26 protein-coding genes and 1 pseudogene are annotated in these 25,902 nt (G+C 64.9%); 22 read left to right on the top strand and 5 right to left on the bottom strand.

Going from position 1 to position 25,902, the window contains the following annotated elements; translation table 11 throughout:
* From V5F61_RS20320 to V5F61_RS20305, 4 genes and pseudogenes are all read left to right on the top strand, one after another.
* A pseudogene (locus V5F61_RS20320) lies at positions 1–221 on the top strand (hypothetical protein); the annotation flags it as partial.
* Positions 222–357: 136 nt separating this feature from the next.
* Complete coding sequence (locus tag V5F61_RS20315; protein WP_393990472.1) at positions 358–1,224, top strand: CPBP family intramembrane glutamic endopeptidase; 867 nt, start codon at positions 358–360, stop codon at positions 1,222–1,224.
* Between the two features lie 223 nt (positions 1,225–1,447).
* The gene (locus tag V5F61_RS20310; RefSeq protein WP_393990473.1) at positions 1,448–2,242 is read left to right on the top strand and encodes a histidine phosphatase family protein; all 795 of its coding nucleotides are present in this window, start codon (positions 1,448–1,450) and stop codon (positions 2,240–2,242) included.
* 140 nt (positions 2,243–2,382) lie between these two features.
* Positions 2,383–2,784: a DUF2306 domain-containing protein gene (locus V5F61_RS20305; RefSeq protein ID WP_393990474.1), complete on the top strand. Its 402-nt coding sequence runs from the start codon at positions 2,383–2,385 to the stop codon at positions 2,782–2,784.
* Positions 2,785–2,810: 26 nt separating this feature from the next.
* Here V5F61_RS20305 and V5F61_RS20300 read toward each other — a convergent pair whose 3' ends face one another.
* From V5F61_RS20300 to V5F61_RS20290, 3 genes are all read right to left on the bottom strand, one after another.
* Complete coding sequence (locus V5F61_RS20300; RefSeq protein WP_393990475.1) at positions 2,811–3,413, bottom strand: Crp/Fnr family transcriptional regulator; 603 nt, start codon at positions 3,411–3,413, stop codon at positions 2,811–2,813.
* 94 nt (positions 3,414–3,507) lie between these two features.
* Entirely contained in the window at positions 3,508–4,833 is a 1,326-nt protein-coding gene (locus V5F61_RS20295; RefSeq protein ID WP_393990476.1) for an MFS transporter, read from the bottom strand.
* Complete coding sequence (locus V5F61_RS20290; protein ID WP_394104075.1) at positions 4,833–5,687, bottom strand: HAD family acid phosphatase; 855 nt, start codon at positions 5,685–5,687, stop codon at positions 4,833–4,835. Before V5F61_RS20290 ends, V5F61_RS20295 begins: the two co-directional genes overlap by 1 nt.
* Positions 5,688–5,790: 103 nt before the next feature.
* Between V5F61_RS20290 and V5F61_RS20285 the strand changes: the two genes are divergently transcribed.
* The 15 genes from V5F61_RS20285 to V5F61_RS20215 all read left to right on the top strand — a co-directional run bounded on the left by V5F61_RS20285 (position 5,791) and on the right by V5F61_RS20215 (position 20,059).
* The gene (locus V5F61_RS20285; protein ID WP_393990478.1) at positions 5,791–6,267 is read left to right on the top strand and encodes a DoxX family protein; all 477 of its coding nucleotides are present in this window, start codon (positions 5,791–5,793) and stop codon (positions 6,265–6,267) included.
* Between the two features lie 26 nt (positions 6,268–6,293).
* Positions 6,294–6,572 carry a hypothetical protein gene (locus V5F61_RS20280; RefSeq protein ID WP_393990479.1) on the top strand — a complete coding sequence of 93 codons (279 nt, stop codon included), beginning with the start codon at positions 6,294–6,296 and terminating at the stop codon, positions 6,570–6,572.
* A gap of 109 nt (positions 6,573–6,681) precedes the next feature.
* Positions 6,682–7,713 (top strand): thiamine pyrophosphate-binding protein, encoded by a 1,032-nt coding sequence (locus V5F61_RS20275; protein ID WP_393990480.1) that lies wholly within the window; start codon positions 6,682–6,684, stop codon positions 7,711–7,713.
* 398 nt (positions 7,714–8,111) lie between these two features.
* Positions 8,112–9,911 (top strand): D-lactate dehydrogenase, encoded by a 1,800-nt coding sequence (gene dld, locus V5F61_RS20270; protein WP_393990481.1) that lies wholly within the window; start codon positions 8,112–8,114, stop codon positions 9,909–9,911.
* A gap of 64 nt (positions 9,912–9,975) precedes the next feature.
* The gene (locus tag V5F61_RS20265; RefSeq protein WP_393990482.1) at positions 9,976–11,583 is read left to right on the top strand and encodes a thiamine pyrophosphate-binding protein; all 1,608 of its coding nucleotides are present in this window, start codon (positions 9,976–9,978) and stop codon (positions 11,581–11,583) included.
* 72 nt (positions 11,584–11,655) lie between these two features.
* On the top strand, positions 11,656–11,991 hold the full coding sequence (locus tag V5F61_RS20260) for a hypothetical protein (RefSeq protein ID WP_393990483.1): 336 nt from the start codon (positions 11,656–11,658) through the stop codon (positions 11,989–11,991).
* Positions 11,988–12,356 carry a hypothetical protein gene (locus V5F61_RS20255; RefSeq protein WP_393990484.1) on the top strand — a complete coding sequence of 123 codons (369 nt, stop codon included), beginning with the start codon at positions 11,988–11,990 and terminating at the stop codon, positions 12,354–12,356. The genes V5F61_RS20260 and V5F61_RS20255 overlap by 4 nt, the downstream gene beginning before the upstream one ends.
* Before the next feature lie 54 nt (positions 12,357–12,410).
* The gene (locus V5F61_RS20250) at positions 12,411–14,198 is read left to right on the top strand and encodes a CocE/NonD family hydrolase (RefSeq protein WP_393990485.1); all 1,788 of its coding nucleotides are present in this window, start codon (positions 12,411–12,413) and stop codon (positions 14,196–14,198) included.
* A gap of 348 nt (positions 14,199–14,546) precedes the next feature.
* A complete protein-coding gene (locus V5F61_RS20245) occupies positions 14,547–14,885 on the top strand; it encodes a GCG_CRPN prefix-to-repeats domain-containing protein (RefSeq protein WP_393990486.1) in 339 nt (112 codons plus the stop codon).
* Between the two features lie 48 nt (positions 14,886–14,933).
* On the top strand, positions 14,934–15,434 hold the full coding sequence (locus V5F61_RS20240; protein WP_393990487.1) for a Spy/CpxP family protein refolding chaperone: 501 nt from the start codon (positions 14,934–14,936) through the stop codon (positions 15,432–15,434).
* Positions 15,435–15,481: 47 nt separating this feature from the next.
* A complete protein-coding gene (locus tag V5F61_RS20235; RefSeq protein WP_393990488.1) occupies positions 15,482–15,964 on the top strand; it encodes a cupin domain-containing protein in 483 nt (160 codons plus the stop codon).
* Between the two features lie 95 nt (positions 15,965–16,059).
* The gene (locus V5F61_RS20230) at positions 16,060–17,562 is read left to right on the top strand and encodes an FAD-dependent monooxygenase (protein ID WP_393990489.1); all 1,503 of its coding nucleotides are present in this window, start codon (positions 16,060–16,062) and stop codon (positions 17,560–17,562) included.
* Positions 17,563–18,184: 622 nt separating this feature from the next.
* Complete coding sequence (locus V5F61_RS20225; RefSeq protein WP_393990490.1) at positions 18,185–18,400, top strand: rubredoxin; 216 nt, start codon at positions 18,185–18,187, stop codon at positions 18,398–18,400.
* Between the two features lie 85 nt (positions 18,401–18,485).
* Positions 18,486–19,295: a pirin family protein gene (locus V5F61_RS20220; RefSeq protein ID WP_393990491.1), complete on the top strand. Its 810-nt coding sequence runs from the start codon at positions 18,486–18,488 to the stop codon at positions 19,293–19,295.
* Positions 19,296–19,474: 179 nt separating this feature from the next.
* Positions 19,475–20,059 carry a tautomerase family protein gene (locus tag V5F61_RS20215; RefSeq protein ID WP_393990492.1) on the top strand — a complete coding sequence of 195 codons (585 nt, stop codon included), beginning with the start codon at positions 19,475–19,477 and terminating at the stop codon, positions 20,057–20,059.
* A gap of 351 nt (positions 20,060–20,410) precedes the next feature.
* Here V5F61_RS20215 and V5F61_RS20210 read toward each other — a convergent pair whose 3' ends face one another.
* On the bottom strand, positions 20,411–21,892 hold the full coding sequence (locus V5F61_RS20210; RefSeq protein ID WP_393990493.1) for a short-chain fatty acid transporter: 1,482 nt from the start codon (positions 21,890–21,892) through the stop codon (positions 20,411–20,413).
* Between the two features lie 174 nt (positions 21,893–22,066).
* Here V5F61_RS20210 and V5F61_RS20205 point away from each other — a divergent pair, with 174 nt between their 5' ends.
* From V5F61_RS20205 to V5F61_RS20195, 3 genes are all read left to right on the top strand, one after another.
* Positions 22,067–22,738: a GntR family transcriptional regulator gene (locus V5F61_RS20205; protein WP_393990497.1), complete on the top strand. Its 672-nt coding sequence runs from the start codon at positions 22,067–22,069 to the stop codon at positions 22,736–22,738.
* A gap of 955 nt (positions 22,739–23,693) precedes the next feature.
* Positions 23,694–23,957 (top strand): YjhX family toxin, encoded by a 264-nt coding sequence (locus tag V5F61_RS20200; RefSeq protein WP_393990494.1) that lies wholly within the window; start codon positions 23,694–23,696, stop codon positions 23,955–23,957.
* Between the two features lies 1 nt (position 23,958).
* Positions 23,959–24,459 (top strand): GNAT family N-acetyltransferase, encoded by a 501-nt coding sequence (locus V5F61_RS20195; RefSeq protein ID WP_393990495.1) that lies wholly within the window; start codon positions 23,959–23,961, stop codon positions 24,457–24,459.
* Positions 24,460–24,580: 121 nt separating this feature from the next.
* Here the strand turns inward: V5F61_RS20195 and V5F61_RS20190 are convergent, their stop codons facing one another.
* The gene (locus V5F61_RS20190) at positions 24,581–25,624 is read right to left on the bottom strand and encodes a helix-turn-helix domain-containing protein (protein WP_393990496.1); all 1,044 of its coding nucleotides are present in this window, start codon (positions 25,622–25,624) and stop codon (positions 24,581–24,583) included.
* Positions 25,625–25,902: the final 278 nt, after the last annotated feature.

The raw sequence follows: 25,902 nt of genomic DNA, 5'->3' as shown, positions 1-25,902 counted from the left end.
AGCCGCCATCCGACTTTCTTGAAGCGCTCGAGCGGATCGGCGAGGCCGAGGTCATTCGCGGCCAGGATCTCAAAGCCTTCGTCAGCGCGACACGTCCGCTTGTCGCGTCGCTCTCAGATGTTCAGAAGCACCGGATGCCTGCTTTTCTTGGAATGGTTGCCGACGCTCAGTCTCCACTGGCGACACGATCTCTGTGGCTGTTCGAGGAAGAGGAGCGGTAATGACGAAGGCGTGATCTGCCTTTACATCACCGCGTTGGCCAAAAACAGCTTCGGCATCCATGAGATGCCGAAGTTTAATAAAACTTAATTACGATAAATAATTAATTAATATTATAATATTCCGGGTCTCTGGCACATGATTTCCGAATTGCCATATCTAACCGCGCTTCTGATGCTCAGCGCGGCCCTGGCCTGGCTTCCATCTGCGTTTGCAGTTGCCGGGGCGTTGACGGCTATCACCTACGTCACAGCCGCCGTCCTGGGTTACGTTCAGCCACTGGGCCTTCTTGCGGTTGTGCTATGCATGCTGATGGCTCATATCTGTATCCGTTCTATTCGGATAACAAATAAAAAAATAGCAAAAATATCATTTTTCATATTATGCATTGCTTTGTCTGTTCATGTGTTTCCTGGATTTCAAAATCCAATTCTCATTGGTCCGGTTCAGTTCAGCCCAGATGCCTATCCGTTCAAGATGTACCTCAAGATGGATAAGGCTGCTGTGGGGCTTTCGATATTTCTGCTCTATAAGCCGCTCCGCAGGGGGGAGGGCGTTCAAACATCATTGGCTTGGGCCGCCGCCGGCGCCTTCGCGACTGTCCTTGTGCTCCTGCCGCCGGCTCTCTTGTTCAAGGCCGTGGTTTGGGAGCCGAAGGTGCCGCCGGAGTTCGGCCTGTGGGCACTGAATAATCTCCTGCTTGTCGCCTTCACCGAAGAGGCCTTGTTCCGAGGTTTCCTGCAGTCAAATCTAGCGCGCTGGTTTGAAAAATATTCCATGTCGCAATGGGTTGCGTTGGGAATTTCTGCCGTAATTTTTGGAATTATGCACTACTCCGGAGGTCCTATTATGGTTGTGTTCGCGTCGGTTGCGGGTGCTATTTACGGCTATGCCTTTCGTAAGGGTGGCCTCCTTGCATCGACACTCGCTCATTTTGGCTTCAATGCGGCCCACCTTCTTCTCTTCACCTACCCGCTCCGGATGATCCCGTCTGCTACCTGGTAGGGCGTGTATCGCGCCGAATGTCGTGATGATGGGGGCTTGGGCAAGTCAGCGCGACGGCGAGGGCGTCGACGCAGATCCCATCCCGCCTCTCCACCCGTCGCGTCAGCGTTGCACGGCATTCCACAGTACTCATATCATGAACGCCTTTGCCATCCCAGTAGAAAGTCGTAGCGCTTCGATATGGTCCCTGGTTGCGCCGACGAGGGAGGGGTGATGTCCCCACATGCGCTGGCTTGAAAAATGGTGCTCACCACCTGCGAAAGTCATCTCAATGACAAGCCTACGTACCGATAGCACGCTGTTGCCCAGGTTATGCGTTCTTATTATTCTGGTTGCATGGGGCGCCGTTGCGTTTGGCTTCACTGAGGCAGCGGCAGCGCCCGCACGCATTATTATCCTTCGCCACGGTGAGAAACAGAACCTGCTGTCTTTGTGTGGCGTTGGTCGGCAGCGGGCAGAGGCGCTCGCCGCGCAATATCTTGGTCCGAGGGCATCCAGGAGCCTTCTCAATGGCGCTCGGCCGGCGGCCATTCTCGCCATTACCTTGCACACGCTGGAAACCGCGCAGCCCATCGCTGTGGCATGGAACATGAGTGTTGCCGCGAACCCGCTCATGCTCACACCGTTTCACCCCGAAGTCCTGCTCAATGCGCGAACCGCCGCGGTCTCCCGGGACCTATTGGACAATCCGCGTTGGCACGGACAGACGGTGGTCATGGTGTGGGAGCATCTCCATATCGCCAGCGCGCGGCTGGAAGAGGCCTTCCCGGGCCAGAGGGTCACGCTTCGGCAACTTCTGCACCTCGATCAAATGAGCGGTGCGGCCCGTCGCGTGCCAGGGACCTGGCCGGATGACACCTATGATTACTTCTGGATTCTCGATTATGACAGCCCGACATTGACGGTGCCATCGCGCTTCAGCTTGGTGCGCCAAGTCTTCCGGCCCCCTTTCGAGGACCTGCCCTCCAACGGTTGGGGGCGGCCCGAGCCGCGCTCCACCAAGTTCGGTTGCCTCTGATGCAGGAGGCAAAAGACTGTTGTCGGCGGGGAAACGCGTATGGCGGCGTTGCCGGCGGAATAGCGGCAGTTTAGACGCTCTGAGTATCCATGGTCAGCGCTGTGACGCGAATTCTGCGCGACGCACAGCTGGGAGGCGTCATGACACTTGAGCCGCTTCTTGATGCCTCGGCGGCAATCCGCATTCACGCGTTTTCCGCCGTCGCCGCATTGGCTATCGGCATGATCCAGCTGGCTGCGCCCAAGGGGACAGTTCCCCATCGGCTCGTGGGCTGGGTGTGGGCGGTTTTGATGGCCAGCGTGGCGCTATCGTCCTTCTTCATCCACCAGATGCGCTGGATTGGCCCTTTCGGCCCCATTCACCTTCTCTCGCTTTACGTTCTCTTTGCCCTCCCTCTGGCGCTCTTGCATGGGCGCAGGGGCGACATCGGCCCTCATGCCAGAGGCATGCGCGGGCTGTTCTATGGCGGCCTCGTGCTGGCGGGGCTCTTTACCTTCTGGCCCGGACGCATCATGCATCAGGTCTTGTTCGGGGCACCGTGAGCTGCGCTCGCGGCCGGAGCGGAGCGCTAACGGCCCACATCCTCTCCCGGGCTGACGAGAAGGCCCGCGGCTCTGGCCCGCGCCGACACTTTCTCAGTCGTTATCTCCCGTTCCGCCCTTTGCTTGAGGGTGGAGAGATATTGCGGCGTGATATCGAGATAGGCGGCGATCAGATGCTGGGGGATCGATCGCCATGCCTCCGGCAGCTCGCAGGAGAGCTCTGCGTAGCGCTGCCGCGCGGTCTTCGAGCGCAGCGACATATGCCGCTGTTGTTTGCGTTGGAACATCTCCTCCGTCATCCGGGTTGCCAGGCGCTCCCAACCCGCATGACGCTCCACGGCCGCGTGCCGCAGGTGATAGGGAAGCACCGTGAGCCGACATGGAATGACGGCCTCGAATACCACCTCGGAGGGGAGGCCCTTGGTCGCGCTGTCCAGGGCCAGGGCGACGCCGCCTGCGAAGATGAAGTCCAGCAGGATCTTTCGCCCATCCGGCGATAAGGCGAACACCTGCAGGATGCCCTCATCGAGGAATCCGATCTCGTGCTCGGCCTGCCCTATGGTGCAGAAGACGCCCCCGCGCGGCAGGGAGCGCGGCCTGGCATGGGCGAGGAGCCAGTCGATCTCCACCGGAGGCAAGTCCGTTCGTCGCAGAATAAAATTGTTGAGAGTAGGCATCGCTGAATATGCTCTGGATCGCAACGGTGACACCGATGCTACCTTATTACCTGAAAATAAACGACGGGTTATCTTTCCTTACCCTGTTGCGGGCCAGAGCCTGCCGACGTGCCGAAGGCGCCGAAAGCACCAGAAGCAGCGACAGGCCGGCGACCACGATCTGATAGACTGCCGGCATCATGGGGCTGCCCGTCCGTGCGACCAGCCACGACACTGTGAGCGGTGCGAGGCCCCCGAAGGCCAATACCGAAAAATTATAGCAAAGCGCCACGCCTGTGGTCCGCACTTTGACCGGGAACAGCATGGCCAGCAATCCGGGGTGACAGGCGGAAATGAAGGCGAGAAAGGCGGTCGCGACAAGCTGCGCCGCCATGAGCCGCCCGAAATCGGGCGCGCCGGTCAGCCAAGCATAAAGGGGCCATGTCAGCGCGGCGAAGATCGCCGTGGACCATGAAAAAAGGCGAAAGGCGCCGAGCCGATCCCCGAGCCAACCGGCCAGGGGGTAGAGGCACACGGCCAGTGCGCCGAACGCAGAGGCGCTCAGCAATGCGTCCGTCCGCGTCAGGTGAAGCTCATGCACCACATAGACCACCAGATAGCTGTGCCAAAGATAGGCGATGGCGGTGCCCACGGCGATTAGACCGATGCCGCAACGAAGCGCGGGCACCTCGGTGCGCAATGCGCGCAGCACACTGCCAGCCGCAGGGCTCTTCGAGGCAGGGGCGCAAAATTCCGGAGTCTCTGCGACGCGCCAGCGCAAATAGAGCCCGACAGGCCCGATGATGGCGCCGGCCGCGAAGGGAATACGCCACCCCCAGGTGCCGAAGGCGTCTGGCGTCAGGTTCTGCTCGAGCGCAAAAATGAAAAGCGATGCGACCAGAATGCCGACGCCCTGCGCGCACATCTGGAAGCTGCCGTAGAACATGCGTCGGCCGGGCGGGGCGTGCTCCACCAGGAAGGTTGCGGAACCGGCGAATTCGCCGCCGACGGAGAGCCCTTGCACGATCCGCGCGGCAACGACGAGAAGGGGGGCGGCGATGCCGATCTGGTCATAGGCTGGCGCCAGCGCGAGGAGCAGGCTGCCCCCGGACATCATCCCCATCATCACAGCGAGCGCGCCGCGGCGTCCGGCCTTGTCCGCATAGAGCCCCAGTAGAACCCCGCCGATGGGCCGGACGGCAAAGCCGACCGCAAAGGTCGCGAAGGCCAGCATAAGGCCGGAACCCGGCTCGTGATCGGGAAAAAATGCGACCGCGATCGATCCTGCGAGCAGGCCGTAGCTGAGAAAATCGAACCATTCGAGCCCGTTTCCGATGGCCGAGGCGATGATGGTGCGTGCTTTCGATCCCCCGGAGGAGGATGAGCCGAACATTATTTACTCCCTACTTGCCGCAGGAACGAACTTGGTTCCGAGGGGGCCGCCACAAGGGTGACGCCTCCTGCTCGTGCGGCCCGCAATGTGTGTGGCAGCCCTGCGGGCGTTCTGGTCCCGCCGCGCGCGGGCGCCCGCCAGGGCGCGCGGTAGAAAGGATTGGGCAGGAGAAAGATTTTCTCGGCATGACCACCCAGAAGATCGGAGGGTTGGTCACCCACATTGGCGATGATGGTGTAGCCATCCTTTTCCAGCCGCACCCGGATGGGCGTCTTGAAGTCGGCCGCCGATGCGAAACGCGCGCCATCGGGCGTCATGTAAATGGCCTCGTATCCGGCAAAGCCGGCGGTTCGCAGGTTCGTCTCGGTCGCGGTCCGTTGGTTTTCGGGACGGCCGGTGATGAATACCACAGCGATACCGAGCTCCCGGGCGCGTCTGAACAGATTCAACACCGGCGTAATGGCCACATCGGACGCCAGCATGTCCCAGGCGGCCCAGCCGCAGGGATCGGTGCCACCTGCAAGGCACGGTCCGCCGATGGGCCGGCCAAAGTCATCACGCCGGATGACCTCCCAATTCGACAGAGCCGTTTCGTCGATATCGAGCACTACAGCAGGCCGGGGGCTGTGGGGCGCTGCTTCACTGATCCACGCTATCGCAGCACGCGTGACCGCTGACAGGTCGCGCTCATAGGCTGCGCTGCCGTGATATGCGGCAGCGGCGCGAATGGCATCGCCGACATTGAGGGGCTGCGCAGGCGGTGCCACGAACAAGCCATTCACCGTTTGAGCGAACGCAGCCGGCGGGGGCGCTATGCCCGCGATCATCACCAGCGCGACGACGCGCGCCATCATCCATCGACCCACCAACATGCCTCCTGATCCGTAAAGATCGCCCGCGCAGCGAACGGCGCCAACATGCGGCGGCAGGGATGAGAGCACATCATTACTTCTGGTGATGACGAGCGCCTTTCCTCAAGCGAAGGAGACAGGCGAGGCCATCCCGGCGCAACAAATCAAGTTAAAGATGCAAAATATTCTCGATACAATTCTTGGTGCCGCAGTTGTGCGGCTTGTCGCACGCGTCTTGCTGACGTTCGTCTTTTGGAGCGCCGGCCTCGCCGCGCTCCTCTCGTTCCCTTCCTGGGTAGAGGAGATGGCGCATTTCGGCCTGGAGCCGGCGCCGGTCTATGGCGCTGCGACTGCCGCGTGGCTTCTCATTGGATCGGCAATGATCATTCTGAACCGCGCAGCCTGGCTGGGCGCGGCATCCCTCATCGTCTTCACGGTGCTGACGATACCCATCGCGCATGGGTTCTGGATGATGCCCGAGCCGGAGCGAACCGCGCATTTTCATGTGGTCATGGAGCACATTTCTCTGATCGGTGCGCTCCTGGCGGCGGCGATCCTCTGCCAGGACCGGAAAGTGAAATAATTCAGCAGAAATATACGGAGATCACCATGGATGATGCGCAGATGAACCGTCGACGCCTCGCGGCGCTGGCCGCCGGAGCTGCGGTGCTCGGAACAGTGGGCGTCGCAACTCGCGCCGAGGCGTATCAAGGCAACATGGAGAGGGCGCTTTCATCCCTTTATGACGCCCTGGCGGCCCTGCGAGAGGCGTCATCGAACAAGGGCGGCCACCGCGTGAAGGCCATGGCTCTCATTCAGCAAGCGATCGAACAGACGCAGGCCGGTGTCGAGTATGCCGACGAACATGGCGGCGGTGGTGCTCAATAGCGCCGTGTGACGCGGCCCACGCCGCATGCCTTGCGGCGTGGGCCTTCCCCACCGAAGTGTGCCCCGTGCCCTTCAGCCCCTCAGACAGCATTCCGAGGCGAAGCACCCCATGTCCGCCACAGTGATCCAGCATGTGCTCAATCGGCTGAAAGATATTGGAATTGATGACGTCTTCGGTGTGCCGGGCGATTATTCATTCTCGGTTTGCGATGCCGTGCTCGCGGATCCGAAGTTGCGTTGGATTGGCTGCTGCAACGAGCTCAATGCCGGCTATGCGGCCGACGGCTATGCCAGGGTCAAGGGCGCGGCTGCGCTGTCCACGACCTACGGCGTGGGAGAGCTCAGCGCGATCAACGCGGTCGCCGGCTCCTATGCCGAGCACCTCCCCATCTTCCATCTGGTCGGCACCCCGCGCATGTCGGTGCAGACCGCCCGTGCCATTATGCATCACACCCTTGGCGATGGAGAATACGGCCTCTTTCGGCGCATGTGTGAACCGGTGGTGGTCGCCCACGCCGTGATGACACCCCAGAATGTTGCCTATGAAACAGAACGGCTGATCCACGAGGCGCTCTATCATCGTCGGCCCGTGTACATGGCATTCCCGGCCGACCTTGCGGAGCAGCCGGTTCTCGGTGCCGCATCGCCGGTCTCGCCCTCACGAAGCGACCCGGCAGCGCTCCAGCGAGCGGCACATGCGATCATTGAGGCGCTCGAGGCGTCGACGGCGGCCTGCCTTCTACCGGGCATCCTTGTTGCCCGTGCGGGCTTCTTTTCCCTCCTGCAAAGGCTCGTGGACGGCAGCGGCTTGCCGTTCGCATCCATGGCGATGGACAAGGGGGTGCTCGATGAGGATCAGCCTGCTTTCATCGGGATGTATGACGGCGTCATCATGAATGAAAGCGTCGGTGCATTTGTGGAGGGGTGCGACCTCGTCCTCGCGGTTGGCGCCTTGATGAGCGATTTCAACACCGGAGCCTTCACCGCAAGGCTCGATCCGGCGAAAATGATCGAGGTCGGCCATCATCGGACGAGGGTCGGCGGCGTGCTCCAGCAGAATGTGGAGATGGACGAGCTGATCGTCGAGCTGACGCGCCGTCTCACACACTGCTCATGGGTTCGTCCTGATGTGCCGGAGTGACCTGAGCCCCATTTCTCCTCCGGTTCAGGAGAGAGTACGCCGGTTGGTTTGTGGCCTCAGGCGGCCACGTTTTCCAGGGTGAGTGTTGCGTCAAATTCACGCTTGCAATCGCATACGTGCGGGCATAACACGTAACGTGTCACGCGCTACTGTAATGCAGGAAACGCCATGGATGCACTCTGCAAACGCCGGATGTCGGGAGCAAGGTCATGACCTAGCCTGAGCCGGCGAGGGAGCGAAGTTATCGCTGCGCAAAGTTCAAGCATATGGTATGTATCAGCCACCACTTCCTCAGTCTGGGAGAAACGGGATTGCTTGCGCGAGCTCGCGATCACCAGATCCGTCCGCTTTTCTCAATGCTGCCATAGCCAGAGCTTACATAAAGGGGAGCGGCTGCCATGGATGGCGCATTTCTCGACCTGACCGTCCCGGCCAGCAGACCGGCCGAACCAAGGGCGCCCGAAGATGACGCGGCCCTCATCGCTGCCCTTCAGGAGATCGTAGGGCCCTCGCATGTCCTGGCGAGCGCCGAGGCGACGCGGCGCTTTCGCACCGGCATAAGGTTCGGCAGCGGGCCGGCGGTGGCCGTGGTGCGGCCCGGCTCGCTGGTGGAGCAGTGGCGCGTCCTGAAAGCCTGCGTCGCGGCGGACAAGATCGTCATCATGCAGTCGGCCAACACCGGGGTGACCGGCGGGTCGACCCCCGACGGGGACGACTACGACCGCGGTATCGTGCTCATCAACACCATGCGCATCGAAGGCCTGCACCTCATCAATGATGGAGCGCAGGTGGTCTGTCTGCCGGGCACGACCCTGTTCCACCTGGAGAAGGCCCTGGACAAGATCGGCCGCGCGCCGCACTCGGTCATTGGCTCGTCCTGCATCGGCGCCTCGGTGTTCGGCGGCGTCTGCAACAATTCCGGCGGCGCCCTGATCCATCGCGGCCCGGCCTTCACCCAGCTCGCCCTGTTCGCGCGGCTGGATGAGGCCGGCGGGCTGCATCTCGTCAATCATCTGGGCATCGCGCTGGGCAATGACCCGGAAACCATCCTCGAAAGGGTGGAGACGGGCGCGTTCACGCCCGCCGAGATCGTCAACGACCCTTCACGCGCCGCCTCCGACCACGACTATGGGACTCATGTGCGCGACGTGGATGCGGCAACCCCAGCCCGCTTCAACGCTGATCCGCGCCGCCTGTTCGAGGCCTCCGGCAGTGCCGGCAAGGTGATGCTCATGGCGGTGCGGTTCGACACCTTCCCGAAGGAGAAAGACGAGGTCGTCTTCTACGTCGGCTCGAACGACACCGCCGAGCTCGAAGACATCCGCCGCCATATCCTCGGGAGCTTCAAGGAGCTGCCGATCGAGGGCGAGTACATGCACCGTGACTCCTTCAATTGCGCGGAAGTCTACGGCAAGGACACCTTCCTGGTGATCCATTATCTGGGCACCGACATGATCCCGCGGCTGTTCGCCCTGCAGGCGGCATTCGACAATCTGTGCCGGCGGATCGCGTTCCTGCCGAAAAACCTCAGCGCCAAGATCCTCCAGGCCTTGAGCCATTTCTTCCCGAAGCATTTGCCCAAGCGCATGACCGACTACCGCGACCGCTTCGCGCACTATCTGCTCTTGAAGATGGGAGATGACGGGATCGCAGAGGCGCGCGCCTATCTCAAGTCGATCTTCCCCTCGAAGACGGGCGACTACTTCGAGTGCACGCGGGATGAAGGCGACAAGGCCTTCCTGCATCGCTTCGCCGCCGCCGGCGCCGCCATCCGTTATCGCGCGGTGCACGACAGGGAGGTGGAGGATATCGTGGCCCTCGACATCGCGCTGCGCCGCAACGACGAGAACTGGTTCGAGACGCTGCCCGAGGAGATCGACAGGCACCTGATCCGCAAGCTCTATTGCGGCCACTTCTTCTGCCATGTCTTTCACCAGGACTATATCGTGGCGAAGGGCAGCAATTGCGAGGAAATCGAGCACGCCATGTGGAAGCTCCTCGACGGGCGCGGCGCCGAATACCCTGCCGAACATAATGTGGGGCATCTCTATTTCGCGAAGCCTGCCATGGTCGAGCATTTCAAGATGCTCGATCCCTGCAACGCCTTCAACCCCGGGATCGGGCGCACCACGAAATGCGTGCACTGGATGCCGCGCGGACAGGCCTCCGGCAGGCCCGATCTGCGATGCGAGGGCTGACGTTGGCGGCGCAGCACTCTGTGTGGATCTCTAGAACAAGCAGCACGATTTTCTTGGAGGGAACATGACGACACGGACCGGTGGCGAGCTCATCCAGGATTTCCTTGAGACGTATGACGTTCCCTTCGTCTTCGGCAATCCGGGGACGACGGAGACCACCTTCCTCGCGGCGGTGGCGGCCTCGAAGGCCACCTATGTGCTGTCTCTGCATGAATCGAGTGCTGTCGGCATCGCCGCGGGCTACGCGCTGGTCACCGGCAAGCCGTCCATCGTCAGCCTGCACACCTATCCAGGCCTCGCCAACGGCATGTTCAACATGCGCAACGCGCTGATGTCGGGGATCCCGCTTCTGGTCATCAACGGGCAGCAGGATTCCCGCTTCCTCATCCACAATCCGGTGCTCGGCGCGCCAAACACCCAGCTGGCTGAGACCGCCACCAAATACGCCTACGAGGTGACGCGCACCGACGATCTCGCGGTGGCCCTCCAGCGCTGCTATCTCCATGCGCGGCTCCAGCCGACCGGCCCGGTCTTCCTCTCCATCCCCATGAACTTCATGCTGGAGAAGACCGAGCACACCACGTTCAAGACGACGCGCATCATCGAGGATGCGGTGCCGCGCGGCGTCGGCGAGGTGGCCGCCGCTCTCAGCGCTGTTCCCAAGGGCAAGCTCGCCATCGTCGCCGACTATGCCGTGGGAGCGGCGCACGGTATCGACGCGGTGAGCCGCATCGCTGGCGCGCTCGGCGCGGACATCTACGCCGCACCCTTCCACGTGCAGGGCACGGTCGATCCGCTCCATCCCAACTTCCGCGGCCAGCTTCCACCCACCACGAAGGCGATCCACGAGACGCTCACCCGCTACCACACCATGCTGCTTATCGGCGAGAAAGTGGACAGCTTCACCTATGACGGCCTCCAGGCGCTGCCGCCGGAGCTCAAGGTCATCCAGATCGCACCGGCGGCGAGCCAGCTCGGCTTCGACTTTCCCTGCGACATGGCGGTGCTCGGCGACATCACGGCCACGCTGGACGCCCTGGCCTCCGCCCTGGGCGCGGACGCGGGGCCTGCCGCGCCGCGGACGGTGGACGAGGCAGGCCTGGATGCCAAGTATCCCGCGTCCGGGCCGCACGCGAGCGATGCGCTGATCCTCGCCGTGCTGCGCCACCTCGACCGGGCGACCCACGTCATCACGGAAGGCTCCTCCGAGGACGCCATCGTGCAGGATATGGCGGTGCGGCTGGGCTTCCGGAATGTGCATTTCTCTCCGCGCGGCGGCGGGCTGGGGTGGGCCATGCCGCTCGGCGTCGGCATCGGGCTCGCGAGCGGCAAGCACGCCGCCTGCTTCGTAGGCGATGGAGGAAGCCTGTTCTCGATCCACGCGCTCTGGACGGCTGCGAAGTATTCCATCCCGTCAATCTTCGTGTGCTTCGTGAACAACGAGTACCGGCTGCTCAAGGACCTGTGGTGCAATGTGATGGGTACGACCATCGCAACCACGCACTTCGTCGGCCTGGACTTCAGTGATCCGAACGTGGACATGCGCAAGATCGCCGAGGGCTTCGGCGCGCGCGTCGAGGCGATCGACGACCTTCAGGCGGTTGGCGATATTCTGTCCCGCGCGCTCGCCCATCACGGCCCGAGCTTCCTCATCATCAATCGCGAGCCTTGAGCAGTGTGAAGACGGCGCTGGGGCGCCTTCGCCCCGGCCCGGAACAGCCGAAGCGGGATGGAGGAGCTACCCATGTCCGGGGATTTCGAGCGAGAGCTGACGCGGCGCGTCTGGAGCGATGATGCGTTCGCCGCTCAGGTGGAGAGCGACCCCGTCGCGGCGCTCAAGACCATGGGTGTCGAGGTGCCGGCCGGCGTCAAGGTGAAGGTCGTGGTGCAGCGGCGGGACCGGGTCTACTTCACCATCCCGCCCGCCCGCGTGCCGGGAGCACCTTCGCCCTCGTCGCCCCTCAACCAGATGGATCTGTGGTCCAGCCAGGGATTGTTCATCTGGCTTGTGCCCGTCGCCGCCAAATTCAAGCTGCTGGCCCTGCGCAGCGCGGCCCGTGCCGAGGGGGATCAGCCGTGAGCAATGCCGATTTCGTCGAGAAGAATTACGAGCGCATCGCCACGGATCCGGACTATCGCGCGCGGCTCCTCGCCGACCCCGTCGGGGTGGTCTGCGAGGAGTTCGGCTACACGCCGGGCCCCGATTTCAAGATCGAGATCATCGAGCAGGTGGAAGACACCATCGTCATCATGGTGCCCCCGAAGCCCGAGGCCGGCCAGAACATCGGGCAGGCGCTTGCCGAAGTGACGGAGCGGGTCTTCGACCTGCTCTTTTCGTCCGGCATCGGCGGCTTCTTCGTCCCGGATGACAAGCAGAAATGGGTCGTGCGGGAGATGCGGCTGGCGGCGCAGAAGAAGACCGGCCTCGACATCTCGCAATTGTAGGGCACCCCGCACCATGACTTGGCGCGGCGAGCCTGAGACCGGGGGAGAACGCACATGACTGCCAAGAACGGGAAGCCTGGCTTCTGGGACAATCTCATCCCGCTGAAGGGTGGCCTGTTCGGCGAGCAGCTCGCCGGCTGGACGCCCGGCCTCGCCGCGAGGTCGGGGCTCGGCTGCCGCATCATCGCCAATGAGATGATCGAGGTCGCGCCGTCGGTCTTTCTGGCGGCCGACGTCTACGTGCCCAAGGCGCAGGGACGCTATCCGGCGGTCGTCGCGTTTGCGGCCTATTCCAAGGAGGTGCAGGCCGCCGGTGCGCCCACCGGCAGCAACGAGACCGGCAGCCCGCCCGTCTTCACCGATCGTGGCTATGTCCATGTGATCGTAACCCGCCGCGGCATGGGCCGCTCGGGCGGGGATGATGCCGTCTATCTCAACGACACGGATGTGGAGGACCACGTCAAGGTCATCCAATGGGCCGCCGCCCAGCCCTGGTGCGACGGACAGGTGGTGTTGTTCGGCACCTCCTATTACGGGCTGACCCAGCCGCAGGTGGCGCGGCTTCGCCCGCCGGCCCTGAAGGGCTTCTTCACCAACGAGATGTGCACGGACTACTTCCGCCACATCGCCATGTTCGGCGGCGCGCCGCAGCCCGATTTCTTCGCGCTCTGGATGGGCGCGAACTTCACGCCCCTTCAGTTCAGGCTGCATCTAGCGCCGCTGCTGCGCGCGGTGGTGAGCCACATCACCAACTCACCGCTGAAACATCTGTGGTGGCCGCAGCTGAAGAAGCGCATGACGCGTATCATGAAGGCGTTTCAGCGGCAGGTGCCGACGCCTCAGACGCGCCAGCTGTTCGCCTCCCTCATGCTCGACGGCAAGACGCGGGCGACAAGCATCCTGCCGGCGGGGCCGTCCGGCGGGCTCGCCGACATCGAAGTGCCGTTCGTGGTGGTGCAGAATGCCGGGTACCTCAACCTGCACCAGTTCGGCGCCTACGATCTGTTCGAGAATGCCGGCACACCGAAGGATCAACGCTGGCTGATCATCGGCCCTGCGACCTACGACCTGCCGGTCTATGCTTGGCAACTTGAGGCGCTCGCCTTTTTCGACCATCTCGTCTACGGCGCGGACAACGGCTATGCCGGCCAGCCGCGGGTGCGATACTGGCGGGAAGGGGCGCAGGACTATCGCGGCGCCTCGGACTGGCCGCTGCCCGGTCGCATCCCGCTCCGCCTCTATCCGGCCTCCGCCGGCGTCGATGGCGTCACGCACCGTATCGAGCGCATGCCGGGCGCGGGTGGCGTGAACCGATGGGCGGCGGTGCCCCTGGGCGCAACGGTGACGGCGGGCTTCGACGAGGTGGAGAGCCAGCGTCTGACCTTCGAGCTACCGATCGAGGAAGAGATGGAGCTGACCGGTCCGGTGACGTTGAGCCTGTCCTTCAGCTGCAACGAGATCGATTCCTACGTGCTGGCCCGAACCGGTGTCGTCTCGGCGGATGGCGGCTACCAGATCCTCTCCATGGGCGCGATCCGACCTGCCTGTCGCAGGATTGACGCGGTGCGCTCCACGAGCACCGAGATCGCCATCGACATCGACACGCCCGAGCCGCTCACGCCCGGCGTGCCGGTGACGCTGCGTTTCAGCCTCACCCCGCAGCCCGTGGTGCTGAAGCCGGGCGAGCGGCTGCGCCTCGACATTGCAAGCCGCACCGACCTCCTGCGCAGCGATGTCAGCCACGGGCACGCCCAGTTCGACATGCAGGTGCCGCCGTATTACGCGCGCAACACGCTGCACTATGGGCCGGACACCTTCATCGAGATGAGCGTCGCCCTCTGAGAACAGGGAAACGGGCCTGACGAATGCGCCTGTGCCGTCAATGACGCCGGCGCCACCGGTGCCACGAGCCAGTCGAGCGGCACATGAATGGCTTGGGCTCAACCCGCCTGGCACTAAGATGACGGACATTGGAATAAATCTCTACTTCCCGCCAAAGGACTCATCCATGGGCTCAAGACGATGATGAAGAGCAGCGCAAGTGAAAAATGACCGACCGCATCATTGCTTCTGTCGAAGCGCGTCCAGCGGGTGCGAGATAGTCCAAGAGCAATCGTGTCGGCAAAGGCAGGTCAGCATAGCGCGGGCCGGGCCCGTCCACCCCCGAGGCATAACAAAGCGAGTGATCCCATGCAAAACACCTTCAGTCTGCTTTCCGGCCTGTGGCTCGGCGCGCTGGCGGCGTTGCCGGCTTCGGCGATGCCGCTTGCGCCAGCCCCCGTGCCCGACACCGCCACTGTGACACCGGTCGCCCAGGGCTGCGGCCCGGGCTGGTGGCGTGGGCCCTGGGGCCATTGCCGCCACACGCCTTATACCGGCCGCATGCCAGGCGGCGGATGGGTCTACGATCTGCCCCCCACCTACGGCTATTTCGGCAATGGTTGCCCGCCCGGCTATTGGCACGGGCCCTGGGGGCATTGCCGCGACACCCCCTATCACGGCCGGCTGCCCGGCGGCGGATGGCAGTGACGTCAAGCGCCGTTACCCTTCAATTCCAATGACACGAAAGATCTGACCATGAACCGCACCCTTATGGCTGCCCTCGTGGGCGCGCTCGTCGTTGCAGCCCCCGCCGCGCAGGCCCAGACCACGCCGCCTGCCGGCGCGCCGCCGGAGCCCCCCGCCGTGGAGCTCTACAGCGCGGCGGATGCGCAGGCCGTGCTCGATGCGCGCATTCTCGCGCTGAAGACGGTGATCACCCTCACCCCGGCGCAGGAGAAGCTCTGGCCGCCGGTGGAGGCCGCCATCCGCGGGGTGGCGAAGCTCTCCGCCGCGCGGCGCGCGGAGCGGGCCAAGGCGGCGCCGCCGGCCGATTTCGCGGAGATCCTGGACCGCATCGCCGACGCCGAGGCCGTACGGGCGCGGGACCTCAAGACGGTGACGCAGGCCCTGAAGCCCCTCGTCGCCGCCCTCACGCCCGAGCAGCAGCGGCGCATCCCCGCCTTCCTCGGCCTGCGCGAGAGCGACGGGCTGCCCCAGCCCACGGCCGAGCTCTGGCTGTTTGAGGAAGAGAACTGAAGGCCGATCGGGATCGTCCCGCCACTCCACGGCTCAAGGAGGCCCCCATGTCCATATCCTTCCTGCATTCCAAGGGCACCGAAGCACCTATCAAGATCCCCGCCATCGGGCTCGACCTGTTCGTGCGCATGCCGCCGGCGGCGAGCTCGGGCGAGTTCTGCTTCATCGAGACCATCAATGCTCCGGGCGCCGGGCCGCCCCGCCATCGCCACCGCGAGGCGGAGATCTTCCGCGTCATCGAGGGCCGCTATCTCTACGAGGCGGACGGCCGGCGCTTCTATGCCGAGGAAGGCGATGTGGTGAGCATTCCCGGCGGGGTCGAGCATGGCTTCTGCAACGTGACCGACAAGCCCGCGCGCCAGTACATCCTGATGGCGCCCGCCCTCGATGCCGCAGCCTTCTTCACCGAGCTCGCCGGCGTGATGCATGACGGCGTCCCCGATCAGGCGGCGCTCAACGCCTTCGGGCTGAAGTGGCACGTGGAGTTCCTCGGGCCGCCGGTGAACAAGAAAGACCAGCCCTCGGACTGAGGCGGGCGCAGCCGCCTCTTCCTCGACGCAATGCCACGGCCCCGCCGCGCGCCGACCCGGCGCGAGCCTGCTCATGACACATCAAGGAGGACAACATGACGGATCGCGTTCTCATCGCCGGCGCGGGGCCGGTCGGACTGACCATGGCGCTGGAGCTGGCCCGCTACGGCGTGCCGGTCCGCATCATCGACAAGATCCCGGATGCCGCACACACCTCGCGGGCGGTCGCCGTCTGGCCGCGCACCCTGGAACTGCTCGACCGCTCCGGCGCGGCGGCTGACCTCATCCCTCAGGGCAACAAGGTCACCGTCGCCAATATCCTGTCGGGCGGCCGGCCGGTGGCATCTTTGTCCCTCCACCAGGTGCCTTCGCCCTATCCTTTCGTGCTCATGGTGCCGCAATACGACACCGAAACCGTGCTGCGCCGGCATCTCGCCGCCCACGGGGTGACGCCCGACCTCGGCGTCGAACTGCTCGATTTCGAGCAGGACGAGGACGGCGTCTCGGCCCGCCTGCGTGGCCGCGACGGCACCGAGAGCACCGAGCGCTTCGCCTTTCTGGTGGCCTGCGACGGGGCGCACAGCATGGTGCGCCACCGCCTCGGCCTCGACTTCAAGGGCGACACCATGGGCCTCGACTGGACCCAGGGGGACTTTCACCTGAGTGGGTACCCCTTTCCCTCGTCGCAGATGTCCATCTTCGCTCACCCGGATGGGCCGATGCTGTTCTTCCCCATGGGGCCCGATCGCGCCCGCATCATCACCAGCCTCGGCCCCACGAGCGGAAAGCCCGCGGTGCCGCTGGACCGGGAGGCCTTCCAGAAGGTGCTCGACGCCCGCGGTCCCGGGGCCGTCACACTCACCGGCACACTCTGGATCAGCGCCTTCCACATCAATGAGCGGCAGGTCGGCAGCTATCGGTCCGGGCGGGTGTTCCTCGCCGGCGACGCGGCCCACATCCACAGCCCGGCCGGCGGGCAGGGCATGAACACCGGCATGCAGGACGCCATCAACCTCGCCTGGAAGCTGGCCCTGGTGAGCCGCGGCATCGCCACCGCGCCGGTGCTCCTGGACAGCTACAACGCCGAGCGTCACCCGGTGGGCGCGCAGGTGATCGGGGCGTCCGGCCGGATGACGCGGATGGCCACACTGGCCAACCCGATATTGGAGCATCTGCGCGACGTCGCGATCCATATGCTGCTGGGGTTTACGCCGGTGCAACAGGCCATGACCGGGCACATGGCGGAGGTCTCCGTCGGCTATCCCCATAGCCCGCTCAACGGCCCATCTCTGGGCGACGAGCCGGCGGGATCCCGGGTGCGGCCGGGGGTGGGGGAGGCGCCGTTCGGCGCGGGCGGCGCGCCGCTCTTCGCGGTGTGCGGCAACGCAGGCGCGACCGAGCTCGCGTCGCGCTTTCCCCGCCTCGTGGAGGCGCGCCCGCAGCCAGTCGGTGGCGACGGGCTCCTCACGCTGGTCCGGCCCGACGGCTACCGCGCCGCTCAGGTGCCGGACGGGGGCTGGCAGGCTCTCATCCCCTATCTTCAACGGATTGAGGCGGATCGCAGCCTGTTCCCCGTCAGCGCCCTTGGCATGGGGTAGGTTTGACCTTTGAGGGGATTCGGCCTCGTCCGCGCGACGATGTAACGACGACGAGATACGAACACTCAAGCGTCGGAAGCCGGCGGGGCCGATCTTGAAAGGCATTCGGCGGGCGATGCGGCCACAGCACCCGCCACAACGTGGGGCGCGCCGCGCCGCCAGATGCCCGGCATTGAGAACAAGCCACACCGTGGCGACGTCTGCGGCGCCCCACGCCATCTTGCCCGGAAGCGGTGCCCCCGGTGTGCCCTTCCTTGATCAGCATCGCGCTGCAGGCCGCAGCGCAGCTATCCGACATGATTGGGCGACAAAGGGGCAATGAAGTGCTCCTGGCGGCGGATGCGCACCGGCCGCATCCGCGTCACCGCGCGCATCAGAGCGTTTGAGCGTCGGCCACTTTCAGCCAAGCGAGAAGGCTCACTGTCCGAGCCGATGCCCATGGTTCTCCTCGGCGCTCCCGCTTGCGAGTGTCCGCGCCGCCGCGTGCGGCGGCGATCAGGCCGCATCTTGGAGGCTCCACGAGATCACTTTCATCGCAAGGCTGCGACGTCACGCTTGCAGCCGCCGGAGCGCTCATATAATACGTGACGTGTCACGCGCTACTGTAATGCGGGAGATGACAATGAATACCCCCTTCAAACGCTGGCTCTGCCTCGGCTGCGGCTTCTCCTACGACGAGGCCCTCGGCCTGCCGGAGCACGGCATCGCTCCCGGGACCCGCTGGGAAGACATTCCCGAGGACTGGCTCTGCCCCGATTGCGGCACGCCCAGGAGCCTCTTCGAGATGGTCGTCATCGGCTATGCGGCCGATGGCTCAGATCTCGCCAAGTCCGCCTGAGGACATCAGCTTGAGGACATCAGCCTGACGGCAACGGCCTGACCCTCGCACGTCAAAGCTTCGCGAAAGCTTAAGGGGCAAAGTCATGACCAAGTCATTCGTCCTGCGCGCCGACGAGCGCGGCCACGACGTGATCTCGTCCGATGGGAGCGCCTCGTCCTATGTGGCCGGGCATCCGGGCAGCTTCGTCACCCGCGAATCCAGCTTCAACTTTCACCAATACCAGGCGGGGCGCCCTGGCTTCGGCACACTGCGCGTGTTCGGCGACGAGACGTTCCACGGCGCGGGCTGCGGCTACAACATGCATCCGCACCACAACTTCGTCATCTGTGCCTTCGTCCTGGAGGGCGAGCTCACCCACATCAACACCGCCGGCCGCGGCATGGTCGATCAGCTGCGCCAGGGTGACTATTACGTCTTCTCGGCGGGCTCCGGCGGCAAGCATTGCGAGCTCTCCATCAGCCCCGAGGAGATGAACGCCATCTATCTCTGGCTGATGCCGGGCCAGCTCTTCCTGCCCCCCAGCTATCACCGGGCCCATTTCGACCTGCGCTCCCGCAAGAACCGCATCGTCCAGCTGGTGGGCGACGCGGATGGCGCCCTGTCGGTCGCGCAGGACCTGCGTGTCTCGCGCCTCGTCACCGACAAGGCGGGCACCTACACCTACACGCCGCGCACCAGCGCCCACGGCGTCTACGTGTTCGTGGTGGACGGCAGGCTCACCAGCAATGTCGCCGACCTCGGCCGGCGGGACAGCTTCGGCGTGTCGGGCATCGAGGAGATCAAGATCGAGGCGGCTGACAACACGGACGTCTTCTTCGTGGAGACGGCGATGATGGACGATGCCCGCATCGCCGCCTGGGAGAAGGAGCATGGCGATGATGTCCGCCGCTGAGCCCTCTTTCCTCGGGCGCTCCGACCCGGCGTCCCTTCTGCCCATGTTGACCATGCCGGCCCCATCGCTGGCGGCTGGCGCGCGCCCCACCTGTCCGCTCAGGGCCGCATGGGCAACCAGGTCCCGACGCGGCATTGATCCCGCATCGAGCTGCGTCCGCGCGCGCAAGGGAGACTGACATGCCGATCATTGAAGTCCGCCACGTGGCCGGAGCCCTCGACCGGACGCAGAAGGCGGCCATCGCCGCAAAGCTCACCGAAGTGATGATCCAGATGGAGGGCGGCGCCAACACCGAGGGCGGGCGCGCCTTCGCCACCGTGCTCTTCACCCCCACCGCCGCCGAGGACTGGTGGGTCGGTGGGGCCACCGACGACACCTACGTGGCTGCTCCGGGCAGGTTCATCGTGAACGTCTGGATCCCGGAGGGCTACATGAACATCGTCCACAAGAACCAGGTCCATGCCTGGGTCGCCGGGGCCATCACCGTGGCTATGGGAACCCGCGAGCCGGGCCGCAGCATCCTCACCGTCATCAACGAGGTGATCGAGGGGGACTGGGGCAATGCAGGCCATCCCATCAGCCTCGAGAGCATCGCCGGGACCGTGGGCCAGGCGCAGGACGGGCCGCGCCTTACCTGGTCGCGTGATTACTTCAAGGCCAAGGCGCGCGCCATGGCAGCGGCGGGCTATCCTGCCGACACCGGCGGCCTTCTGCCCTCCCTCACGCCCGCCGGCGACCCGGCCCGCAAGGTGGCCGGCCAGTAGGCCTTTCCCGCCCGTCCACGCGGCGCGCACGCCACCCACGGCACGGCGGCGCCCCCTGAAGGCGATACAGGGCGCGGCCGCCGACCCGCCGGCCTTCGCGCCGGCAGGCGAGCAACCGGCCGGACCGCAGGCCGGCCTTCCAGCCGTCCGAAGGGGCGAAGCGAGAGGACACCATGATGCTGAAGCGATTGGACTGGCAGACCTCGGCCTCGCCGCCCTATTCTTCGTCCCGGCGCCGGCTGGTGCCTTTCCGGTGGCGGCGCACGCCGCGGCCGAGGTCCAGGCGATCCCCGTGGCCCGCAGAGCGGGGGCAGGGCGGCGGCCCAGCGCCGGCCCCCGCCTCGCGGGAGGTCAGGGCACGACTGGCGGGTGATACATGAACGTGCCCATGAGTACGGCCGCCAGGATGAGCACCAGCGGCAGGTGGATGAAGAACTGAACGGCCGTGTAGCCGATGAGGTCCTTCGACTTGAGCCCGAGGATGCCCAGAAGCGGCAGCATCCAGAACGGGTTGATGAGGTTCGGCAAGGTCTCGGCGATGTTGTAGACCATCACCGTCCAGCCCAGATGCGCGCCGATCTCGTTAGCCGCCGCCATCACGTAGGGCGCCTCGATGATCCATTTGCCGCCGGCGGACGGGATGAAGAAGCCGAGCACGGCCGAATAGAGCCCCACCAGGAGCGAGAATGCGGTGGCGTTCACCGATGCGCTGACGAACCCGTGGGCGATGGTGTCGGACAGGGTGGCGCCGTCGGCGTTGGGCACGCGGGTCAGCATCTGGGCGATGCCGGCATAGAAGGGGAACTGGAGCAGCACGCCGGCCACGCTCGGCATGGCCGCGCCGAAGGCGTCGATGAGGCTGCGCGGGCGCCAGTGCAGGAGGATGCCCAGCATTAGGAAGACGAAATTGTAGGTGTTGAGGCCGGACAGATGAACCAGCGGATTGCCCGCGCTGAACGTTTGCCAGAACCAGCCCAGCGCCAGCCCCACCACCAGGATGGAGAGCACGGGGCTGTGTTCCAGGACGTCGCCGGGGCGACTTGGGCCCTTGGGAGCGCACGGCTTCTCGTCAAGGGCGATGCCGAGATCCCGGGCGGTGCGCGCGGCCGCCTCGCGGGGCGCGGTGGCGTAGCAGATGGCTGCGGAAAGGATGGTGACGAAGAGGATCGTCACGCCGTTCTGCCAGCTGAGGATGGTCTGCGAGAAGCCGATGACGCCGGTGATGGGCATGAGCGCCGGCGGGATGCTGGCCGCGTTCGCCTGCAGCTGGGCGGCGGAGGAAGTGATGCCGAGGGTGAAGCCGACGCCGAGCCCCAGGTAGCCGGCCGCCCCCGCCGCGCGGTAGTCGAGGCGGATGTCGTCCCGCCGGGCGATCGCGCGCACGAAGAGGCCGGAAAAGATGAGGCTGAGGCCCCAATTGACCAGCGAGAGCGCGATGCTCAGCAGCCCCACCATCACGATGGCGCCGCGCCCCGAAGCGGGTATGGCGGCGAGCCATTGGAGGGCGCGGCCCGCCGGCGGCGAGGTGGCAACCACATAGCCGCCGATGGCGACGAGGGCCATCTGCATGGTGAAGGGGATGAGATTCCAGAACCCATCTCCGAACGCCCGGCTGGTGGCGAGCGGCGTGCCGCCATGGAGCATGGTGGCCCCCGCCACCACCAGAGCCGCCAGGAGGACGAACACATATGCGTCGGGAAACCAGCGCTCGGCGAGCCGCACGAGGCGATCCGCCAAAGCGGCGAGCACGCCGTCGGGGCGCGTGTCGCTCCTGCTCTCGGGCTCCACCGGAGCCGCGCCGATGGCGGGATCAGGAGCCGGCTCGTGGCTCACCGGCCGCCCCCGGCGGCCTTGTATGGAAAGGTGAGGGCAGGCCAAAAGATCGACCCTTGCGAGCGCATCGGTAACGCGTCATAGTAATGCATTAGTATCGAACCATTCCTGAATTTGGCGCCGGAGACCGCGACGGGAAGCGGGGGCTGGCGAGAAGGAACGACGCGGAAAGAAATGGAACAGAACTTACGCGAACAGGTGCTGCAGCATGTGAGGTCCGAAATCATCTCCGGGCAGACTGGGCCTGGCAAGATGTATTCGGTTCCGACCCTCGCATCTGACCTCAGGGTGTCCACCACGCCGGTACGCGAAGCACTCCTGGAGCTGGCCCGCAACGGCCTCATCGAGCCGGTGCGCAATCGCGGCTTCAAGGTGGTTGAGCCTACGGTTCAGGAACTGCGCGACCTGTTCGACATGCGTGAGCTTCTGGAGGTGCGCGCCGCCGAAATCATCGCTGCGGCGCCGAAGGCCAGGAGGAAGCTGTCCGGCCTCACCGCCCTGGCCGACGATATCAAGGCGGCGGTCGCCGCCGATGACGTTCCCGGCTACCTCGCGGCGGACCGACGCTTCCACCAGGCCTTCATCGCCGCCGCGGGCAACGAGCTCCTGACCGAGACGGCCATGGGCCTGCGCGATAAAATGCGTCTTTACGGCATCTCCTCGCGTGCTGGCATGGCACGGCAGGCGGCTTCCGTGGACGAGCACTATCGCCTCATCGAGCTGGCGCAGGCAGGCGACGTCCCCGCCATCAAAACACTGCTCACGCAGCACATCCGAACCTGGGAGCCGATCTTCGTGGACGCGATCACGAAGCGCGCCCGCGATCCGTTCCAGGCGCGCGCCTGATCTCGCCGGCGCCGGTCGAGCAGGCGACAGCGGACCGTCCGCTTCGCTGGGGCGGGGAGAGAGGCGTCGTCTTCATGGCAGGCGTTCCCAAGCTCTACAGCTTGATTGGGGTTGAAAACCCCTTTCGTGCCGCCGGACAACATGCGCTTATGGCGCGCGGGCCCACTGGCCGGGGCGGTCGTCACGCGTTCCGCGGGGCGCACGCCAATGCGCCTGGTGACCTGCCGGCCCGCCGGCGAAACGCGATGCCGAAGGCGCTTGCGGGGGCTCATAGCCGAACTCTTTCCGCGAGCCTTTCCGGCGATTGCACATCGGCAGCGCCCGAACCGTCGCAGCGCACTTTTCGGTCGGATTGACAGAGCGTCGCCACAGCCTGCGGAGCACGGTCCGGCCGTCTTCCAATCGGTGCGGTCGCAGGCAAGATAACACGCGCTCCGTCGTTCCTGGTCTGCATCGGCCCTCATCTGCCGCGGGCGATTTCCGTGTCAGATGCTGCCCGTCATCTGCGTGTCCGCTGCCGGCGCTCCTTGATGTGTGTCCACCGGGCGGCATCGGCTCGCCTTGATCTGGTGGGAGGTGGCTGTGGGGATGCGGTGTCTGCGGCAGGCATCGACGGTCCTTGCCTCCCGCCTCCTGGTCCTTCAGCATCCCGCCGATCTGTTCCGCGGTGAACCTGAGGCGTGGATCGTCCGTCGCCCTGAGCGACGGATCCTCCTCAAATCTGGCGGAGGGGCCGAGGCTCGGGTCCGAAGTCATTTTACGGGGTTGTTCCGAAGGCGCGCACTTTCTAAACTAGCGATCAGAGTGGCGACAATGCTCGCTGCCCGGTCGATGGAGAGTGGATGTTGGAGCTTGTGTGATAAGGCTCTCTGAAATTCAGAGGACCTTGCGAGTTCAAAGCCGCCGGGTGCATGTGCGCTCGGGTGCTTTCTTGCGTCTGTCACACGAGACTTCCATGAACATCTCACGAAACGAACAACGTGCGCTGCACGTGTTGGCTCTTGGCGGCCATATTCTGCATGAGCGTGGAGATGGCTCCAAAATCACCTCCGCGACGAGCGCCGCGCGCGAGGGGATGCTCCGTGCCGACTTCGACCTGAGCATCTTCAATCGATTGCGGCGGAAACGGCTGATCGAAACCCGGTCTGGCAGTCCGTGCCGGCTCTCGAAACGCGGCCTCAGCTCCGTCCGCGCGCAACTCGACAATCAGGGGGCCTGATATGCGGATCCGCAACGAAACCGCCGGTGACATCCCGGCGATCAGGCGCGTTGTGTCCGAGGCCCTCCTGATGCTTGCGCAATCCACTGGAACCGAGGCGGGCATCGTCGAGAGGCTGCGTGCGGAGGGCGCGCTCGCTCTTTCGCTCGTGGCGGAGGAGGAGGGGCGGGTGGTCGGCTATCTGGCGGCCTCGGCGGCACGGATCGGGACGCAGGATGGCTGGGGCCTGATCGGCCCGCTCGCCGTCTTGCCGTCAAGGCAGCGCCAGGGGATCGGCACGGCGCTGATTGCGGAAGCCCTCCGCAGATTGCGGGAGACCTGCCGTGGCGCGGCGCTGGTGGGCGATCCCGCCTATTATGGCCGGTTCGGTTTCCGCGCTTTTCCCGGCCTGGGCGTCGCTGGCTGCCCGCCCGAGGTGGTTCAGGCCTTGCCCTTCGAGACCGCCGAGCCGCACGGGGAGCTGATTCATCATCCGGCGTTCGGCCTGCATCAGCAGGTGTGAGCGAAAATCGGGCTGTGCGTCGACGAGAGGCGCAGCCCGGCCGTTCCCTGTCGCGGCGATGGGGGAACGGCAGGGGGCGATAGCGACAGCTCCCGGCCGCGGTGAGGCGTCATCCTGCCCGTCACACGATGACGTCCCCGCCGCGGCGGCGATACTCCAGCGGTGTGCACCCCATTCGGCGAATGAAGGCGCGGGTGAAGGCCGCGTGCGTTTCGTAGCCGAGCGAAAGGGCAATTGAGAGCACGGACATCCGCGTCTCCACCAGCAGACGCACCGCGCGGGCGCACCGCGCCGCGCCCACGATCTCACGATAGGTGTAGCCCTTCTCGCGCAGGCGGCGCTGGAGCCCCTGGACGCTCAGGCCGACGAATGCAGCCGCGCCCTCGATGTCGCTTCGCCCGTCCAGCAGGCGCAGCGCCACCACGGCCGAGATCGCGCGGGCGGGCTCGGGCGCGTTGGCGAGGATGACGTCCGCAAGGACGTCCCTCAGGGTGATGACCCTGTCCGATCGCGGCACGGCATGGCTGTCGCCGCGGCGCCGGTCCAGATCGTCCATTCCCACGGCTATGCCCGAGCCGGGTCGCCCGCACCGAAGGGCCGCCTGGAGCCGGTCCTCGACCGCGCCGGCTCCGGCATCCCGCGTGTAGTCCACCTCGGCCCATGCGGGGTTCCAGCGGGGCCCCAGGTACAGCCGCATGAAGGCCCGCATGGGGGCTAGCATGTGGTCGGAGTGCTGGATCCGGCTCAGGGCCGTCGCCGGTGAGCAGAACCGCAGTACCTTGTGGCCGTCGTCTTCGGCCAACTCCATGCGCCCGCCATTCTGGTGCGCCCAGCTCGTGGCGACGAGGCGACGGAGCGCCTCGCCCAGGGTCTTGGCGCCCATGCTGTAGTCGACCCACAGGCCGTATCCCCTGTGGGTCATCCGCTCGCCTACCTCCAGGCCGAAGGTGCGGTTGTCCAAGGCCGATGCCGCGTGCTCGAACACGCTCATCATGGAGGGCAGTGGCAGGGGCATCATCGGATCGTCGCGGATCGCCAGCGGGAGGCCCGCCTTCCCGAAGATGCCAGCGAGAGTCCGCTCGCCGGCCTGCCTCTCCATGAATTCGGGCAGGTCGCCGAAGCCGCGCGCGCGTACCAGCGCAACCGATCCCGAGCAGCCTTTCATGCCTCCCCCGGCGACGCAAAATGAGAAGAAGTCGCGGCGACAATGTGGCCTGAATTCGCCGCGCGCTCAAGACGCCTGATAAACATACCTGCGCAATCTCGCAGTAGGTAGTATAATAACATATTTATACTATTGCTGTTGGAAGAAATGGATATCGAAAATCGTAATAATATATATTATTCAATTCAGATTATAATATTATATATAATTGTTGTGTATAATGTAGAGCGTGTGTGCGGCATGCGCGGAAGGGTGCGATATGGGGTGGCGAGGAATAT

This window comes from Xanthobacter sediminis (assembly GCF_043195015.1).
Taxonomy (GTDB): Bacteria; Pseudomonadota; Alphaproteobacteria; order Rhizobiales; family Xanthobacteraceae; genus Xanthobacter.
Note: the sequence above shows the minus strand (reverse complement) of the source record. Positions and strands in the feature narration are given on the sequence as shown.